This is a genomic window from Thalassomonas sp. RHCl1, assembly GCF_947387555.1.
Classification (GTDB): Bacteria; Pseudomonadota; Gammaproteobacteria; order Enterobacterales; family Alteromonadaceae; genus Thalassomonas.
Genome location: NZ_CANDNZ010000007.1, coordinates 176,723 through 198,434 on the forward strand (window position 1 = coordinate 176,723; position 21,712 = coordinate 198,434).

Annotated in this window: 1 protein-coding gene; it reads left to right on the top strand. The window is 53.4% G+C overall.

The features are described 5' to 3' along the window. Positions 1-7 precede the first annotated feature (7 nt). Positions 8-21,700, top strand: a complete 21,693-nt coding sequence (locus QL234_RS19855) for a filamentous hemagglutinin N-terminal domain-containing protein (RefSeq protein WP_281559520.1) — start codon at positions 8-10, stop codon at positions 21,698-21,700. The last annotated feature ends 12 nt before the right edge of the window (positions 21,701-21,712 follow it).

Sequence of the window (21,712 nt, forward strand, 5' to 3'; positions counted from 1 at the left end):
CACTTAGATGTTTAGCGCAAAGTTAAAAGCTGTTATCGGTTATTTATTGATAGTGATCATGACAACCAATCCCTTGGTTGTCTCTGCCGAACGTATGGATCGCTTGGAGATAATCGCTGAGGAGATGCGTAATGAGCAGCTGCTGGTGTCTAATCGTGCCCGGCTTGAAGCTCAGGTTGCCGCCAATTTATCGGCAAACTCCGGCTCGTCAACCACTAATTCTTCAAATAACAGTGTGCTAACCGTCAACGCCGCCCGTAATGCCAGTGCGCAAGCGGCTGCTGCCGCAAGTCAATTTCAGCTGCCGGCTTTTACTACCTCCATCGGGGTCGAAGTTGATGCCAATGCTGCCAATATCAACCAGGCGGGATTAAAAGAATCTGCCAACGGCACTGTCGTGGTGGACATTGCCGAGGCCAGCGGTAAAGGGGTTTCCCATAACCTGTTCAGTAAATTTAATGTCTCCGAAAGTGGCTTGATCCTCAATAACAGCCTGACGCCGCAGATCTCCGTACTTGGCGGCTGGACCGACGGTAACCGCCGCCTGGCCGGCGGCACCGCGAAAATTATCCTGGCTGAGGTCAACGGCGGCTCGGCTTCGTCATTGTTGGGCTATACCGAAATTTTGGGGGATTCGGCAGAGTTTGTGCTCGCTAATGCCAACGGTATCAGCTGTAACGGCTGTGGTTTTATCAACACCCCCAGGGTGATTTTTGCCACCGGGGCGCCGGATGTACTTAACGGCGAATTACGCGGTTTTAACATCAATCAGGGCAGTGTGGTTTTTGACGGTCTGGGCATGAATGCCGGCAATGTCAGCCAGTTCGATATTTTAACCCGGGCCATGTATGTCAATGCCGCCATTTACAGCGACAAGCTCAATATTTTAACCGGCGCTAATTATTATGATTACCAGAGCGGGGAAGGCAAAGCGTTGTCCGAGCAGCCGCTGGGGGTTAAGCCGTTATTTGCCCTGGACGCCAGTGCCCTGGGCAGTATGTACAGCAACAGCATTACCTTGCTCGGTACCGAAGCCGGTTTAGGGGTACGAAGTGAAGGTTTGATCAATGCCGTTAATGATCTGGAATTAACCGCCGACGGTGAATTGAGATTAAAAGATACCCTGGCCAACGAGAGTGTCAAACTGAACTCGGTCAGTGGCGATATCACCACCTCGGGCAGTACTTATGCCAAGCAGGTGAGCGTTGCAGCCGGCGGCAGTCTTAATAACCAGGGCACGCTGGCGGCGGCAACCAAGCTGGATATCAATAGCGCAGCTCTGCACCAGAGCGGAGAAATTTATGCCGGTTTAGACGGCGAAGGTCAGCTGCAAGCCGATGCCGCTCTATCCATCGAGGTGTCCGGCAGCCTCACCAATGCGGGCAGTATCGCCAATATTTCTGAAATTGCCCTCTCGGCCGGTGAGCTGATCAATGAAGAAAATGCCTTGCTCCAGTCGGATAGTATCAATATCGACGCCTCACAGCTGACAAACTCAGGTGATATCAGCGGTGAAGCCATTACCCTGAGCGGGGGAACCGGGGTCAACAACGGCAATATCCAGGCCAATGAAGTCAATATTAGTCTCAATGATTTCAGCGTCGAGCAGGGCCAGCTCTATCAATACGGCGAGCAGGGAGCGCTTAACCTTGATGGGCAAAGTTTTCAGGTGAATGGTGGTTTAGTGGTCACCGAAGGTACAGCCGATATCAATGCCAGCGAGCAAGTGGTAAACCAGGGTGACTGGCTAACGCAGGGAGCTTTACAGCTGACCACGGGAGATTTCAGTAACAGCGGCACTTTGGAAGTGCAGGCAAGCAGCAGCTTTACCCTGGATAACCTGAATAACAGCGGTAATTTATTGTTTGCCGACGCGCAAAGCCCTCAGTTGAATATCTCGCAAACCCTGAACAATAACGGCGGTTTACTGCAGTTTAGCAGTGAAAATATTGCGATTAGCGCCAATGCCTTAAGCAATGACGGCGGGCAAATCAACCACCTGGGCAATGGCGTCCTGGCGCTCAATATGACGCAAACCCTGGATAACAGCCAGGGACTGATAGTAGCGAAACAGCTGGCATTGTCAGGCGATCAACTTGTCAATACCGGCGGTAATATCCAGGGAGATCTGGTTTCCCTCAGCGCCCGGGAGCTTAGCAACGCCCGAGGGGTTATTGCCGCTTTTGACCAGCAAGACAATAGTTTACAGCTTAATATCAGTGAACGCCTGGACAACAGCTTCGGCACCATAGAAGCCCACAGCAACAATTTAACTGTAACCTCCGCCAATATCATCAACGAGCAGGGGCAGTTAGTACACAGCGGTAGTGGCCAGTTGAGCCTGGAATCCACAGTGCTGGACAATAACCAGGGCATGATCTGGACAGGCAATAACGCCGATATTAGCAGTGGAAACCTGGCCAACAGTGACGGGGTGATCTCTGCCGCTAATGAACTGGCGCTGAGCGTCAATAGCTTAAGCAATTCCGGCGGTAACCTTGTCAGCCAGCTGATTGCCATCAATGCCGGCCAGTTGGTAAATGAGCTCGGTAATATTCAGGCACAGCAAGCACTGACGATTGATGCCGATACCCTGGAAAACCTTGGCGGACAGCTTATCAGTGAACAGTCCATCAGCCTGAGCGGGCTGCAGCTGAATAACCAGCAGGGCCTGATTGAAGCCGGTACCAATTTAACGGCCAATATCAGTGAAAGCCTGAGCAACAATGGCGGACAAATCAGCGGACAAAACCTGACAATCACCACAGGCGAGTTGCTTAACCAGGATGCCTTTCTGACGGCAACTCAGCAGCTGAACCTGACTGCCAATACTGTCGTCAACCAGGGAGAGGCATTAATCAGCGCCGATGCCGTTACCATTGCCGCCAGCAGTTTAGATAACGAGGCTAACAGCACTCTCCAGGCACAGCAGTTGGCATTAAACTCGGCTTCCCTGAAAAATAGCGGTTTATTACTGGCCAGCGGTGAGGCGGCGGATGCCTTATCTATACAGGGCGGGCAGCTGGAAAATAGTGGCCGTATCGAAAGCCATGGTCAGAACTTTACCCTGCTGGATATCGCCGTAGATAACAGCGGTCAGTTGCTGCATTTTGGCTCGGGTGTGTTGCGCCTTGACAGTAATAATACCCTGAACAATGAAAACGGCGTGATTTATGGCCAGGGAGAAATTGATCTGGCACAGGCGGCCCTGAATAACCTTAACGGTGAAATTTCCGCCGGGCAGGCGTTGAATATTACCGTTAATATCCTGGATAACCAGCAGGGGCTGCTCCAGTCAAGTGAAGATTTCAGTATTAATGCCACAGAGCTCGATAACCGTCAGGGACAAATTGTTAACCTGGGCGGCAGCTCCAGTGAGCTGATCGTTAGCAATACCCTGAATAACCAGTCGGGCACTATTGAAATTAACAGCAGTCAGGGATTGATAAACAGTCAAAGCCTGATAAACGAAAGCGGCACCCTTGTTGCCAATAATTTAAACCTGGTAGTTGGTGACGTAGACAATGGCGAAGACGGTGTCATCAGTGCGGACGGGGCGTTAACCGCTTCAGTGTTTTCCCTGGAAAATGCCGGTGTGATTACCAGTGCTTCAGCTTCGCTAACGGTAAGCTCCTTCAACAACAGTGGCAGCTTCATCTCGGATATACTGCAGCTCAGCGCCAGCAATATTACTAACTCCGGGGAGCTGTTAACACAAAGTGCAGCGATTTCTGGTGACAATTTAACCAACAGTGGTGTGATCCAGGTTTCGGGGTTAAGCAGCGGCGCCGAACTTGAACTTGATCTCGCCAGTTTAACCAACAGCGGCACCCTTTATAGTAACAGTGAAAACCTCAACTTGAGCGATCTGGTATTGGATAACCAGGGCGGCACTATCATGCATGCCGGTTCAGGTGTGCTGAGTATTGATACCCTGGCTGATCTAAATAACCAGTCCGGAGTGATCGCTACGGCGGGAGAACTCACCCTGAATGCTGCCAGCCTGGATAATAGCCAGGGACAAATCAGTAGCGCCGGCAGTTTAGTGATCACTACCCCCGAGGTGTTAAATCAGCAGGGACAGATCCAGGCCGGTTCGTTGGCGATAGTCACCGATAACCTGGACAATAGCGGCGGCCAGCTGGCGGCTCTGTCGGATGTGGTAGGCGCACTAAGGCTGGAGCTGAGCGCAAATCCGGACTCGCACCTGAACAATAACAACGGCTTGATCTACAGCGCAGGCAGCGAAAACACCCTGACGGTCACTGGGCTGGATAACAGCGACGGTGAAATCTACCTGGTCGGTGATGGCACCATCACAACCGCGCAGCTGGATAACCTGGGCTCAGGACAAATCACGGGTGAAGGGCAATTAACGCTTGATGCCGACCAGCTTGTCAACGAAGGCAGCATCAGCGGCGAAGGACTGAGTTTAACCACAGATCAGCTGACTAACTCGGGTTATATCCAGGCACTGGGCCAGAGCGGGGAAAGCTTAGTGATCACAACGCCGACACTGAGTAATAGTGGGGTGATCTACTCGGGCGGGGAAAACCTGTCCCTGACACAAATGTTGCTGGATAACACTGACGGCAGCATAGTGCATGCCGGCGCCGGGGTCTTTACCCTGGAGGTACTGCAGACATTGGAAAATGCCGGCGGCGAATTAATCGCTAATGGTCAGCTGGCTTTAACCTCGGATTCTATCAATAACAGTCAGGGCCTGATACAAAGCAGCGGCGATATGACCCTGACCACAGGGCAAGTCAATAATGCTGCCGGTATCCTTGCAAGCGGTGCGTTGCTTGATATCAGCAGCCCGGAAATCGATAACAGCCAGGGAGAGATCAGCGGCGGACAACTGCGCATAGCCGCGGATAATCTAACTAACACCCAGGGGCAGATTCTGGTTTCCCAGGCCCAGGGAGCGGTACAGGATGGGATACTGCCTGCCGCCGCCGAGATCAATATCAGCAACAATTTTGACAATAGTTCGGGTCAGCTGCTGGTTGCCGGTCAAAATGCACAGATCAACGCAACCGGACTAATCAACAGCGAGGGTACCATCGTACTTGCCGGTGACGGCGAATTACAAATTAATACCACGACCCTGGATAACCTGGGCTCAGGACAGGTAGCGGCCAACGGCCAGTTAACCCTGAATACCACGACATTAACCACACAGGGCAGCATCAGCGCAGATCAGCTCTCGGTAACCACGCAATCCTTCACACAAAGCGGTGAGTTACTTGCCGCTGCCAACCTGGATATCAGCGCCGACACCCTGGATAACCAGGGAGAGATCCTGGCAGAGCAGATAAGTCTGGCGGCCAGGCAGCTTAATAACAACGGTAGCTTAAGCAGCAGCGGCACTAGCGGCAACAGCCTGGCCCTTACGGTGGAGCAGCTTGGCAACAGCGGCAGCATCATCAGCAACGGCGAATCCCTGGATCTCAGCGACATGCTGTTTGATAACACCGGCGGTACCCTGGCCCATTTTGGCGCCGGGGTATTAACCCTGGATGTCCAGAATGAATTAAACAATGTCGCCGGTATCATCGCCACACAAGGCTCGCTTGCCTTAACCACAGGCGTGGTCAATAACGAGCAGGGCCTTATTCAGGCGGGCGGCAGCGCCGTTATCACCTCAGATGAGCTTAATAACCTCGACGGTGAAATTGCGCTCTTGGCCGAGCAGTTATTAACCCTGAATATTGCCCAGACCCTGGACAACAGCGGCGGTCGTTTAGCCGGTGGCCAGGTGGCGATCACCAGTGAAAGCCTGATCAACGATAACGGCGCCATCGAAGCCTTTAACGAAACCGGCCAGGCGCTGACTGTGGCGGTGACAGAAAAGATCAGCAACCAAAACGGCAGTATTTTTGCCGCTTCCGAGTCTGCTGTGATCAGCGCCGCAGAACTGGAAAATATCGGCGGCAGCATCAGCCACAGCGGCAGCGGTACTCTGACGCTGGATATCACCCGGATCACCAGTGACAACAATAATGACGGCCAGGGGCAGATTGCCACCAACGGCGCGCTTGCTTTAACGGCGGATGAACTGAGCAATAACGGTCTGATCTACAGTCAGGGCAATATGGCGTTAACGGTTGGCCAGCTGCTGAATTTAACCGATGCCGGTATCAGTGCCGCCGAACTTACCCTGGCGCTGGATAAGTTAACCAATAGCGGTTTGATCCAGGCAGCCGATACCACAGTGAATGCCACCACAGTCAATAACCAGGGGCAATGGCTGGCGGACGGCGAACTCAGCTTAACCGCCGATAGCTTAGATAACAGCAGCGGCCTGCTTCAGGCGACTCAAGATGTTGCTATCACCATGGGGCAAGTCAACAACCGCGGCGGTCAGCTGGTGGTAACCGGCGGCGATCAGCTGGTGATGAATATCAATGAAAACATAGACAATACCGGCGGTGTGATCGCTTCAAATGCCCTGAACAATCAGTTGCAGCTTAAACAGCTGGATAACAGCCAGGGCAGCATGGAGTTTCTGCAAGAACTGACCATCACTGCCGATCAGCTCACCAATCAGCAAGGCAGCCTGTTGGCCAACAACGCCAGCCTTACCGTGACCGATATCAACAACGGTGAGTCGGGAGAGATCATCGCGGCGCAGCAGCTGGTACTTGATACCAACACCCTGACCAGTAACGGCCTCATCGCTGCCAATGCATTAACGCTGCAAACGCAAACCCTGAGCCAGGAAAGCAGCGCCCGACTCAGCGGCGGCACGGCTGATATTAATGTCACCAATATCAGCAATAACGGTTTGATCAGCGCCGATGAGCTAACCGTCAGCAGCAGCGAAATCAACAATTCAGGCACTTTGGCGGCCAGCAGCAGCCTGACGCTTAGTGCGACAAACCTGAATAACATCAACGGCCTTATCAACAGCAACGGTCAGTTGGCGCTGACCCTGACCGGTCTGGTCAACCGCCAGGGCAATATCTACGCCGATCAGGCGGTGATCGCCACTACTACTTTGCTAAATGAAGGCGGGGAAATAGCCGCCTTTGCCGATTCAGGCTTAAGCCTGGACCTGACGGTAGCCACCACCCTGGATAACCAGGAGGGCTTGATTTATGCGGACGGCGACAGTGCGAACATCACTGCGGCCAGCATCAGCAACAGCGGTGATATCAGCTATGCCGGTAATGGTTTACTGACCCTGACCACGGCTTTATTAGATAACCTGGCAACCGGCTCTCTCGCTTCTGCCAGCGCTTTATCCGTGAGTGCCACAGATTTGAACAACAGCGGCGCGCTGCTGGCGGATAACCTCACCCTCAGCGGCGATAGCTTTACCAGTGATGGCAATATCCAGGCGCAGCAACTGACCCTGGCGGCAAATACCTTAAACAATGCCGGTGTGATTGAAACTCAGCAGGCGCAGTTGACTTTAGCTGCCTTAACCAACAGCGGGCAGCTGCTGGCGGCGGGAGAGCAGGAACAAAGTCTGCTGCTGGCGCTGCAAACCTTGGATAATACCGGGATTATTGCCACCAATGGTGAAAACTTCAGCCTCAGCAATCTGGTGCTGAATAACGATAACGGGCAAATTCTTCATTATGGCCAGGGGGTCTTTACCCTGGAAGTACTCGATAGCCTGGCGGTTGATACCCTAAATAATAACGGTGGTTTATTGCTCAGTGACGGCAGCTTAACCCTGAAAGCCGATACCCTGGCCAATGACCAGGGGGAAATTGTTGCCGCCAATTTAACCCTGGACAGCGACCAGCTGCTTAACCGCCAGGGGGCTTTGATCGGCACGCAAACCTTAACTTTAGACGCCGACGAACTGGATAATAGCCAGGGGCAAGTGCTGGCGCTGGGAGAAAGCGGGCAAAGCCTGACGGTTAATGTCGCCAATACCCTGGATAACCAGCTCGGACAAATATACGGCGCCGGTGAGCAGGCGCTGATCACGGCGACCAGCCTGGATAACCGCGGCGGCACCATCAGCCATAGCGGTACGGATATGCTGACCATCAATACCGATACTTTAGACAACGGCCTGGCGCAGACAGATCCTGTGACCAATATCAGCACCATTGCCGGTAACAGCAATTTAGTGGTTAATAGCCAAAACCTTACCAACGAAGGTAGTCTCAGCGCCGCTGAATTAAGCCTTAACAGCACCAGTATCGATAACCGGGGCGCGATAGATGCTGCCCAGCTGAGCATCAACAGCCAGAGCCTGGACAACAGCGGCGATATTGTGGCCGAGCAGGCGCTGCTGACCAGCACTGGGCTAAACAACAGCGGCAACATTATCGCCAGAGGGACTTCGGGTGAAAGCCTGCAACTGGTCACCGACAGTTTAACCAATACTGGTGCGCTCATCAGCTACGGTGAAAATCTCTCGTTAACGGATATGGCCATCAATAACCAGACGGGACAAATTGCCCACCTGGGAGAAGGCAGCCTAACCCTCAATACCACAGGTGAAGTGAATAATGACCAGGGTGAAATTTTAACCGAGGGCAGCTTGGCGGTAACGGCCGCCACCCTAACCAATACTTCCGGTCTGGTGCAGGCAGATAACGGCATGACCCTGACGCTGGACAATATAAACAACAGCCAGGGTAACCTTTTGGTGTTTGCCCAGGAGTTAATGACCTTAAATATTAGCGATGCTATCAATAACCAGGGCGGGGTGATCGGTGCGCAAAACCTGGTGCTGGGCAGCAAAAGTCTTGATAACAGCCTGGCCAATGGTAGCGGCGGACAAATCCTGGCAACAGATATCAGCCTGACCAGCGAAACCGTGAATAACAATGATGGTTTGATCCACGCCGATAACCTGAGTGTCAATGCCGACAGCTTGACCAATGCCGGGGGCTTAGTGGCGGGTAATGCCGGTTTTGCCATGACTATCGCCGGTTTGCTCGATAATGATGCGGGACAAATCGTGACCACGGCAGCCGATGCCGCCATCAATGCTGTTGATCTCAGTAATGACGGCGGACTTATCAGCCAGCAAAACACAGAAAAGCTGCAGTTGACGGTAAGCAATAATCTCAGCAACGGCTCGGGACAAATTACCTCGGCGCAGCAGTTACAACTGGTTGCCGCCAACCTGGATAACCAGGGGGTGATCGATGCTGCTTCGCTTGATCTTGATGTTACCAGTCTTAATAACAGCGGCACGCTCCAGGGGGAGCAGCTCGATATCGACAGCACAAGTTTTGATAACAGCGGTTTGATCCTGGCAACCGATACTTCAGGGCAGTCATTAACCATCAATACCGGCGGCGCTACCACCAACAGCGGGCAAATACAAAGTCATGGCGAGCAACTGGTGTTTAACCAGGTAGTGGACAACAGCCAGGGCACTTTAGTACATGCCGGTAGCGGTTTGTTAAGCCTGGTGGAGCTGATTAACCAGGACGGCGCTGTTTATGCGTTGGCGGATTTTGCTCTGAGCGGCGGCGATTTCAATAACCAAAATGGTGTGCTCCAGGTAAGCGGCAACAGCCAGTTAACCCTGGATAATCTCGATAATACCGGCGGTGAGATCAGCAGTTTCGGCGAAACTGCCGCCCTGGATATAAGCCAAACCCTGACCAACGATAACGGCAGCATTATCGGCGATGTCGAGCTGCTAACTGTCAATGCCACCGATATCCTTAACGGCAACGGCGTGATTGCCGCCAGCGATAAGCTTACCCTGACTGCCGATAACATCGGCAGCAACGGTGGCCTGATCCGCAGCGAAAACTTGTTGACCATTACCAGTCAGGCCCTGAGCAATAACGGCAATGGCGTGATCAGCGCCGCCAATCTTGATATCGACAGCAGCAATATCGATAACCAAAGCGGCGTACTTGAATCTTCAACTTCCATGGCCCTGACCCTGGCCAATATCAACAACCAAAACGGCCTGGTACTCTCCGGCGGTGAAATCTTCAGCTTAGCCCTTTCCGGTTTATTCGATAACAGCCAGGGAGGTGAGCTTGAGGTCAACAGTACTAACTGGATGTTGGATAACCAGAATATCAATAACCAGGGCGGCACCCTGCGCCATACCGGCAGCGGCGAGTTTGTGATCAGCAGCACGCAGGCGCTGAACAACCAAAGCGGCGTTATTGCCGGTTTAGGCAATGTGACCCTCAACCTTGATGGTGAGAGTGGCGGTGAAGCATTAAATAATACTTCAGGGGTGATCCAGGCATCGGGAGATTTAAGCCTTAACAGTGATTATGATCTTAATAATACTTCCGGGATATTACTGTCCGAAGGCACACTTGAGCTAGATGCCAACAGCCTGGACAACACCGGTGGTCAGCTGCTTTCTGCCTCAGGTCTGGCGCTTACTCTGGCAGACGAACTGCTCAACAACAGCGGCCTGGTTTATAACCAAAGCGGTGATTTTACTCTTACGGCGGATACCTTAAATAACGGCAGTGGCGTCTTGCTGCAGCAGGGGACTGGCAGCTTTGCCCTGACGTTGGCCAATTTAAACAGCAGCGGCGAGATCAGCGGTGTCGGTGTTTTAGATATCAATGCCGCCAATGTCAATAATGCCGGGGTGATCCAGGCGGCGCAGCTGGCGCTAAACAGCGGACAATTGGTTAACAGCGGCACCCTGGCCGGTGAATTGTTGACCCTGACGGCAACTGATATCAGCAACTCCGGAGTTTTGTATGCCAGCTCCAGCCTAAGCGAGTCCCTAACCCTCAATACCGCCAATGAGATCAACAACCGCGGCGGTGTGATCCAGACCCGGGGCACGGGCCTGACGTTAAATAATGGCATAGACAACAGCCAGGGTGAAATCCTGCTGCTAAGTGGCGGCACCCTGACAGCCAATAATGTCATCAATGACCAGGGGCAGCTGCTGAGCCTGGGCGACATTACCCTTGATGGCAGCCTGAGCAACCAGAGCGGCACGATAGAGGCGGCACAGGCGCTTGATATTGACAGCGGCGCCGTCAACAACAGTGGCGGCGGCATGTTTGCCGGCGGTTCGTTAACCCTGGATGCCGGCAGTTTAAACAACAGCGGCGGCAGCATTACCGGCAGCGGCAGTGTCTATCGTATCAATACCAGCGGCGCCATAGACAACGGCAACGGCGGTGTGCTGGCGAGTAGCGCCAGCAATATGGAAATCAGCGGCGCGAGCTTTAACAACCAGCAAGGCACAGTGATCCATCAGGGCAGCGGCAGCCTGGCGTTATCCGGTTTCAGCGATCTCAATAATAACGGCGGTACCCTGGCCAGCGGCGGAGTGATTGCACTGGCCTTAAGCAGTTTAAGCAACGACAGCGTCAATGGTCAGCAGGCGGTTATTTCCGGGCAGGATGTCCGTTTAACCATCAATGAAGTGACTAACCGCGGCGGCGTGATCCAGGCGGATACCCTGAGCGTTAACAGCACTAACCTGGATAACAGCGGCGGTTTGTTGCTCTCTCGAAGCAGCAGCGGTGACAGCCTGGACTTAACCGTCACAGGTGCTTTGACCAATAACAGCGGCGGTATTATTGAGTCAAACGGCAATAATTTAGAGCTCAGAAATATCGGTACTTTGTCCAATAACGGCGGGCAAATCCGCTTACAAGGCAATGGCGCCCTGACTATCAGCCAGGCGGGCAGCTTTGATAACGGCGGCGGCGCGCTGATCTCCCAGGGCAGTTTGGTGCTGACCACAGGCACTTTGAGCAACAATTCCGGGGTGATCACTTCCCGTGGCAGTCAGGTGTTAACTGCCAGCAGCTTACAAAGCAGCGGCGGCCAGATAGAATCGGCGGCTAATTTAACCCTGGATATCGGCGGCGCTGTCAATAACAGCAGCGGCTCTGTGGTAGCAGGCGGCAGCTTAAATCTGGACGCAGACGGCAGCTTAACCAACAGCAGCGGTGTGATCTTCTCCGGCAGCAATGCGACAGTTGATGCCAGCAGTATCAATAATGCCTCAGGCACCTTAGCCGCTAACGGCAGTTTAAATATCGACGGCGGCAGCAGTTTCAGCAATAACGGCGGTGTAGTGCAGTCGGACGGTCAGTTGCAGCTAAGTGCAGCGAGCGTGGCCAACCGTTCGGGTGTGATGCAGGGGCAGAGCCTTAATGTCAGCAGCAGCGGCACACTAGACAACACCGGCGGCAGCCTAAGCGGCAGCACTGTGATGCTTGGCGGCAGCTCGTTAAATAACAGCAACGGTACGGTACTGGCGAGCAGCAGTGCCAGTAACTCGTTGAATTTATCCGGACTGGGGACCATCAACAACAGCGGCGGCACCCTGGCCAGTTATGCCCTGAATTGGTTGCTGTCGTTAAACAACATCAGCAACAGCGGCGGCAACTTAATTCATAAGGGCAGCGGCAGCTTTACCCTGAGCCAGTCGGGCACCATGCAAAACAGCGGCACGGCGGCAACCGATGGCAACCTGGTGCTCTCGGCAAGCAGTGTCAATAACAGCGGTCAGCTGCAGGCGGCGGGCAGCTTCAGCCTTAGCGGCGGTTTAACCAATGGCAGCAGCGCACGCATTTCCGCGCAAAATATTACCGTCAACGGCGGCTCGTCGAGCATCAGCAACAGCGGCCAGATTTCTGCTGTCAATAATTTGGATCTCAGCGGCAGCAGCATCAGTAACAGCAATTTGCTCTATGCCGGCAACAGCGCTGACCTTAGTGCCGGCACTATCAGCAACTCGGGCACGCTCTCGGCGGATGATCTTAGCGTCACCGGTTTCTCTACCTTAACCAACAGCGGCCGTATCGAAAGTGCAAACGGCAGTTTTAGCGGTAGCCAGTTCAACAACAACGGCTCCGGGGTCCTGGTGGCCAGCGGCACCGGCAGCAATGCCCTGAACTTAGCTGTCAGCCAGCTTACCAATGCCGGTACTATCTACAACAGCGGCAGCAGTATGAGTTTTGGCGGCTCGGTGACCAACAGCGGCCAGCTGATCCACGCCGGTACCGGCACCTTAGTGCTGGGCAATAACGGCAGTTTGGATATCGACGGCGGTCAGGTTTCTACCGCGGGTACCGCCAGCTTGCAGGGTAACCTCAGTGGCAGCGGCGATCTTTATGCCAAACGGGCGCTGAGCATAGATACCAGCGGTACTTTTGTAAATACCAACAGCAACCTGTACACCGAAGGCGACTTGCAGATCAACAGTGCGGTGGAAAACCAGGGTGGCCAGCTGATTGCCGATGGCACCTTAGGTATCAATACCTCTGGTACGGTCAACAACAGCAACGGCTTAATGCAGGGCAATAATGTTGATATCCGCGCCGGTACGGTCAATAACAGTGGCGGTACCATCACCTCTACCGGCAGTGGCAGCGGGCAGATCCTTGCCGGCAGCCTGGATAACAGCAACGGCACCATACAGTCCACCAACAGCAGTTTTACCGTAAAAGCCACTAGCGGCAGTTTAGATAACGGCGGCGGCACCATCAGCCATAGCGGCAGCGGCACCTTAACGGTAAATGCCGGCGGCAGCATCACGCAAAACAGCGGTCAGATCGCCACCGCAGGAGCTTTGCTGATGGATGCCGGTGGCAGCATCAATAACGACGGCGGCGCCATTACCGCGGCAGACTTTGATATTGATGCCGGCAGCTGGTTTAGTAATGTCGGCGGCGATGTTATCGGTTTTAATAACGGCAACTCGGCACTTAGCGCCAGCTCTATCAATAACAGCTCGGGCAAGATTGCCAATGACGGCAGCAGCCTGGCGATTTTGACGCAGGGCGCCTTGGATAACAGCAACGGCCAGATCACCTCAGCTGGCACCGGCGTGCTCGATATCAATGCCGGCAGCGTTAAAAACGACGGCGGCAGCAGTTTGATCCTGGCCAATGGCAGTATCGATCTTAGCGGCGGCTCCAGTTTAACTAGCAGCGGTATTATTTCTGCGGCTTCTAGCTTGACCGCCAGCGCTTCGACCATCAGCAACAGCGGTACCCTGGCCAGCCGAAACGGCGCGGCGGATGTGCAAAGCAGCAATACCTTAACCAACTCGGGCATCATCAGCGGGAAAAGCTCGCTTAATATTGATGCCGGTAGTTTAAACAACAGCGGCTCGCTGCAATCTGACGGCGGCGTGACCGTGGACAGCAACATTCAGGCGCTGGGGAAAATCTACGGCCGCGATCTTAACCTGACCACCTACAGTGCCTTTAACCTGGCAAGCGGCGATACCTTAAGCGCCAGCGGCAACCTGGTGCTAAATACCAGCGGCAACAGCATTACCAACCGCGGCAGCATAGTGGCCAGCGGCACGGCAACCTTAAGCGGCAGCACCCTGACCAACAGCGGCAGCATAAAGTCTGACGGCAACGGCCAGCTTAATTTCAGCAGCATCAGCAACACAGGTACCTTAAGCAGCGACGCCACCCTGACGGTGAACGGCAATATCACCAACAGCGGCACGGTGGCTGCGGCGGGCACTTTGGACATCAACGGCAATGCCAGCAACAGCAATTTACTGTTTGCCGGCTCCAACATGACCATAGACGGCAATATTACCAATACCAGCAGCATTTATTCCGGCGGCGATGCTACCTTGCGCGGCGGCACTATTATCAATAATGCCGGTTCGATCGCCGCTGCCCGTAACCTGAGCCTGACGGGTACCATCAGCAATAACCGCAGCAGTTCCAGCACCAGCTTTAGCGAAGGTGAAACCACAGCATCGACTTCCGGCGGCGGAAGCCCCGGAGAGCCCGGTTTTAGCGGTTATGGCGGCTCCAGGGATAAAATTACTTATGTGACCAAGTACAACACCAGTACCACGGTTTATAACGCCACAGTCGGCGGCAGCGCCGGTACCATAGCCGCCGGTAACAACTTAAGCTTAAGCGGCAATATCACCAACAATTACAGTACGATTTCCGCCGGCGGCAATATCACCCTTTCCGGCAGCAGCTTAACCAATAACAGCGCCCAGAATAAGAGTATTTCCACCACGACCGAGATCCGGCAGAAATGGGTGGCCAGGTGTCTGGTGGGCTTAGATAACGGCAGTTGTGGAGAACCCGGTGTTTATAGGTTAGACAGCGAAGAAGAAATAGGCACCACCACAGAAGAGAACTTTATCGGCGGTGCCTACGGTACCATAGCGGCAGGCGGCTCTATCAGCGGCAACTTATCCGGCCAGCTTGAAGCCACCGATGCCAGCCCGACCGGTCCGGGCAGTCGCAGCGCCAGTACCAGTGTCAGCGGCTCCAGCGGTTCGGCGTCCCGCGGCAGCAGCGCCGGCAGTAACAGCAGCCAGAGTGCCAGTGTCAGCACCAGTAGCGGCACCAGCCAAAGCACTAGCGGCCAGAGCCAGAGCGCCAGCGGTGTCAGCGGCAATGCCAGCACTAATGTCAGCGTTGCCGCACAAAACCAGCAGGAAAACTTCAGCGGCAATAACAGCCAGAGCAGCAGTGCCAATACCGGCACGGTCAGTATCGCCGCCAGCGGCAATACCAGCGAGCGGACATCCGGCAGTGCCACGGCCAGCGGGCAAAGCATCAGCAATGGCGAGCAAGCTAGCCTTGCCAGCGGGTCGCAGCAGTCGGCAAGCTTTGACGGCAATGGTGAACTGGGCAACCAGGTGGCGGTAAACAGCGGCAGTGCTGCCGGCAGCAGCGATTTAACCGATAACGGTTATAGCCAGAACCAGGTGGGCGCTGTTGCCCAGGTGAACAACCAGACGGTAGCCGGGGCCGCTGAGCAAAACCAGGGTACAGCGGGCAGCGTACTGGTTGTTGGTTCCGGTGTGCCATTGAATGTGGCGCAAAATAACCAGGCGGTGGCTGGTTATCAGCAAACCAGCAGCCAGAGTACCGGTGCTGTCAGCCAGGGCAGCAGTTACAACAGTTTAACGGCCCAGCAGCGGCAAGCGGCAGGTTTCACCGATGGCCCGCAGATCTCAGCCGAGCATGAACAGCTGGCGATCAATGAGACGCCAACGGACGCTGTGGCGGCAAACGATCCCCGTTTTGACAGCGATGCCGATTCAAGCCAGGTGGATAACCTGGCAGCGCAAGAGGCGGTTACGACAGGCAGCACCCTGACCCTGGTGAGCAGCGGCGGCGTGAGCTTTGTCGGCGGCGGCGATCAGGGCAGTGCCTTTGATGCCAGCGCCTTTAAAGATCAGGACATGAACTATATCACCCCGGTGATAGACAACCCGGGTAGTGAAGGGCTAAGCAGCGTAGAGACACAAGAAGTGGCAGCGCAAAGCAGCGATGCCAGCGCACAGCGCAGCGACGAGGTTGCCGTTAACGGCCCGAGTTTAAACGTCAGCGGAGAAAACCCGGAGCACAACTACACCGAGGAAAACCGCGAAGAATACCTGACCGAGCAGGCGCTGCTGGGCTCAGATCGCTTTTTAGACACCATAGGCCATGATCCCGATGAAGTGCTCAGGGAGCAGATCGAAAATGACCAAGGCCTGAGCGAACAGCGCCAGTTAAGCCAGCAGGAGCTGGCACAGCATGCCACCCAGGCGCTGATCAACGAAGCTACCGGCCACGGTGACTACCTCACCAGTTTGATAGAGCTGGAAGCTGCGGCGGCAGCGCATGCCGAGGCTGCCACTAGCGTTAACGGCAGCGGCGGCGTGCAGGCCTCGGAAAACGTCTTTTTAACCGATGAACAGGTGCGGGTACTGACCCAGGACCTGGGCTTCAACGAAGACTATATCAATGAAGGCCAGACCCAGCTGTATGCGGCGGTGGGTCAGAACGACCTGCTGGCGGACGGTGTGACCATAGGCGCAGGTACCTATTTGGATATCCGCGCTGACGGCGGTATCACGGTGGAAGCGGGCATTGGCGGCGTTGATGGCGTGATTTTACGCTCGGAAGGGGAGCTTGAAACCACGGAATTAACCTTCCTCGACAGCGACAACCTGATTGGCCTGGAGCTGGGGGGCGACTTCATCAATACCCTGGATCTGAGCGCCCAGGCGATCGTACTGGATATCGGCGGCGACTTTACCAATGACGCTACCTTGATGGCGGGCACGGAATTAAGCCTGACCAGCGGCGGCGACGTGATTAATAACGACAGCCTGCTCTCCAATGGCTTGTTGCAAATCAATGCCGGCGGCGATCTGATCAACCAGCAGGCGCTGATTGCCGGTAATGACGTGGTGCTCAACGCGGGCGGCGATATCATCAACCGTACCGAGTTTGAGCAAAGCACCTGGGAGCGCGAGCACAAACGCGGTACCGACAGCGTCACCTACACCAGTGTTGGCGAAGCCTCTGAAATTATCTCAACCAACAGTTTGGCCATGAACGCCGGTAACAATATCGACCTGCAGGGCAGCGAGCTCAGTGCCGCCGGCGATATCAGTTTGTATGCCGGTAATGATGTTTTACTCGGCGCGATTGAAAATAAATCCGGCCGGGAAGAATATTTCAAAGGCGGTTATAAGATCAATTACGACACCACCTATGACGTGGTCAGCCTGCAGGCGGGCGGCAACCTGAGTGTGGCTGCGGGTAATAATCTTGAATCGGAAGGGGCCTTGTTTGCCGCTAACGGCGATGTTTCGCTGGCAGCGGGTAATGAGATGAACCTGCTGGCGGTGACCGAATCGCACATGGCCAGCTCGAAGAAGACCAAGAAAAGTACCTTCAAGAAAAAAATCACCATTAAAGAGTCGCAGCACGATACCGTGCTTGGCACCACAGTGGCGGCCGGCGGCGATGTCTTGATCAATGCCCTGAAAAACGAAGATGGCAGCTTGTCGGTGCAGCAAAGCGGTGATGTCAATATTGTCGGCTCCACGCTGCAATCCGGCGGGGATATGGTAGTTGCCGGTAACGACATTAACGTACTGGCGCAAACCTATACCGACTATGAAATGAAGTCGGTGAGCAAGAAAAGCTTCGGCGGTTTAAAATCCAAGGCTAAGCTTGATGCCGAGAAGACCGAGAAACTGAGCAGCAGCCAGCTTAACTCAGGCGCGGATTTAACCCTGCTTTCCGGGGATGATGTGACCATCGGCGGCAGCGAACTCTTTGCAGGCAATGATATCAATGTCGCCGCCTTTGATGAGCTGTTAATCACCGCAGGCGAAGAAACCAGCCAGGTAGAGAAGATGCGCAAAAAAGGCGGTTTCCTCTCCGGCGGCAGCTTCTATTCCTCGAAAGAGAAAATGAACGGCGAAACCGCCACCACTGCCTACAGTTCCTTGCTCGATGCCCAGGGCAATATCAATATGGATGTCGGCAGCGGCACCGTGGTTGGTTCGGACGTGATTGCCGGCGGCAGCCTGGCTATTACCACCGATATCGGCGACATCGAAGTACTGGCGGCCCAGGAAACGGTGGAAACTTACTCCCACGAGCGCAAGATAGAAGTCGGTTTTGGCGATGCCTTAAAAGGGCTGAGCAACCCCACCGATATGGTGAAGGTGGAAGACGGCCAGCTGAAATTCTCTATCGGCAACGCCACCTATGACAATGTTGACTTTAGCAGCACCAGCAATACCCAGCGCGGTTCAACCTTGGCGGCCAACGAGAGCATTACCCTGGATTCGGTGGCGGATATCCTGATCGAAGGTTCGGATATTCTTGCCGGTAACGGGGGCGACGCCGACGGCAATGCCGACAGCAGCTCCAACACCGAAGGCAGCGTTAACCTGATAGCCGGTGACAATGTCATCATCAGGGAAGCGGAAGAAAGTTATGAGGAAACGTTAGAAGAAACCCACGGCGAAGCCGAGCTGAGCCTGGTGGTGCAGCATCAGGCGGTGGAATTGGCGAAGTCGGCCGAGGCCTTTGCAGAGGCTACCGAGAAAGTTAAGCAGGCGGAAGAAGACTACCGCACCTACCAAAAAGAGCGTGACGGCCTGGAAAACCGTTTAGTCCAGCTGGAAGCGGAATATGAGGCAGGCACGCCCGGGGTCACCTATACCGATCTGATCGAACTGCGTGAACTGGTGGAAGACGTACAAAGCGATGAAGACTGGTATGTAACCGGAATCGCCCTGGCTACTGCCGATGCCACCATGAAAGGAGTGAACTTAAAACAGCAAATTGCTGCCACAGGCGCAAGCTCCGCTACTTACGGCTTTAATGTCGGGGTGCAGCTGGATGTGGATGCTACGAAAACCAACAGCCAGTATGAAGAAACCACTTCGCGCGCTTCTAACATTAGCGGTAACAATATCAATATCGTAACCGGGTTGAACAGCCGTGACAGCGAGCAGGGCAATACCAGCACAACCTTGATTCAGGGCAGCGACCTGTTTGCAGGCAATGAGCTGAATATCGATACCGGCATGCTGGATATCCAGGCATCGCGCGATACCTCTAGCCGTTCAACGGAAACTCAAAACGGCCATATTACGGTTGCACAAACCTTGTGGGGCGCGGCAGGCGGACCGACGGTGAGCGCCAGTTATAACCGCAATGAAAACCGTGACAGAAGCACCACCTACAATAACAGCACGCTAAGCGGCAGTGATATCAATATCACCACGACAGGCGACACCAACATCCAGGGCGGCAACATAGCCGCCAGCAATGACCTGAATCTGGATGTCGGCGGTGATTTAACACTGGAGTCGATGCAAAACCGCACCAGCGGCAGCAACAAAGGTTTTGGTATCAGTGGTGGCTTTGGCTTTAATGCCGGAGAAAACAGTGAAATGACCCAGGTTGCCACAGGTGAAGGTGCAAGTGGTGAATTTGGAGCGACAAGGGAAGTTGCCATCAGCACCGAACTGGGGGATACCACAGGCGGTGTCGGCAGTGTCAACGGCGGCTTAAATGCCAGCAGCGGCCGCTACCAGACCCGGGAGACGGTGCTGAGCAGCATCACTGGCGGCGGTGAAGTTAATATCAATGTGGACGGCAATACCAATATTGTCGGCGCGCTGATTGCCGCAAGGGACGAAGAAGGCAACGATACCGGCAATCTGAACCTGAGTACCGGCACGCTGACCTTTACCGACCTGACCAATACCAGCTATAACAGCCAGCAAAACGCGGGCATCAATGCCAATGTCGGTATTGGCGCCACGGTCAATGACCCGAATGCGACGTCACCGACAGGCGACAGCGACACCGGCAGTAATAGCCTGGACGTGAACTCCAGCCAGTATACCTATAGCAACACCAGCAGTACCGAAGTAGGTAAAACCCTGGCCACTATAGGTGAAGGCAACGTTACCGTGGGCGGGGAAACTTTAGGCGAAGGAGAAACGGAAGATATGAACATCAACCGCGATACCGACAACGTTGATAAAGAGCTGTACAGCGTAGACCGCCAGGAAGGCAATATTGACCTTACGGTGGATCATGAACAGGTTGGTGAAGCGATCGATGCCGTTGGAGAGGTAATTGATGTAGTTGTTGAGTTCTCAGACGATGTTCTTACTGACTTGGGTTTGTCGGGGATGTCTGAAGATGAAATATTGGCATTACAAACAGAAATTAATAATTTGTTGCCAGATGATCTTGATGGAATTCAGACCAAACAAGTCGAGTTAAAAGAGAAAGAGCGTCAGGCAATTGCTGCGCAATTATTTGGACAAGAAGTTGATTTAAATGAAAGTATTACCGTGGTTAATGCCCAGGGTGAAACTGTCTCTATCAGTTATGGTGAAGTCATTGATGACTTCAGTGAGCGGGGCTTTGAGGCGCTTGAGAACTTTGAAACCATTGTTAATGATCCTTCGATTGCAAATGTAGAAAACGAGGAAACGTTATTAGAGGCTCAGGAAACGGCCAAACTTTGGAAGGATAGATATCAAGAAAATAAAATCTTATACGATGCGCTTGAGATGTATGCATCTGGCAGCTTGGTCATTAAAATGGTCGCAGCCGGTGTTACTGACCTTGCGCAGGCTACGGGTGTATTACAAGAAATTGCGGAAGGAGCAAGCAGTTTAAAAGACTCTGCAACAATTGCACTTATCAAGCTTAAGAATGGTATAGATAATCTGGTATCAACAGGCAGTACAAGCAAGGGGCCCAAGAATAATGATAATGTTGGAAACGTTGAAGACCTGGCTTCTAAAGATGTGAAAGAGAATGCTGGTGAGATCAACTTTAATGGAAGTAATGTTGATGAAGTTGTAGATGCACCAATTGGTTCCGGTGTGGGCTCTCTTCCTCCGGTTGATCCTAACAAAGTTGTTCATTTAGAAGACTTCTTAGCAGATAATTATGTTCATGAAGGTATCAAAAAGAATATTCTGAGCGATATTGATAGCTCTGATTTTACTAAGCTTTTTACAAGCGGTGACCAGAAAGTCGTAGATGCTTTTATAGCTGACTATAAGGCAGCAAATAATATTGAAAAAGGAAAAAATGTTGCGATATTTCAAGTGGATTTAGGGGATGAAGTGTTAACCTTTGCAATACAGAATAGTAAGAAAAATTCGTTGCCAGCAACAGATCGATTATTAACAGATAATATGACTGTTAATGAGAAGGGGGTTCCTCAGTTTTGGGATAATCATGATCCTGATAATATAGTTAATAGAGCGAAAGATTCTGAGCGTTTAGGTTTAGAAGCTATTGCTAGAGTATTACTGAATAGGGGCGCAAATGCTACAACACCTAAGCTCAATATTATATCTGAGAGGGAGGTCTGTCAGCAGTGTCAAGGTGCGTTATCAAACTTTGATAGGGTAATGAAATCAGAGGGCATAATAGTTGATATCGGAACACCGCTTTCTGGCACCATTCCGGCTTATTCAGGCTTAACGCGACCTTAATCAAGTAGGATA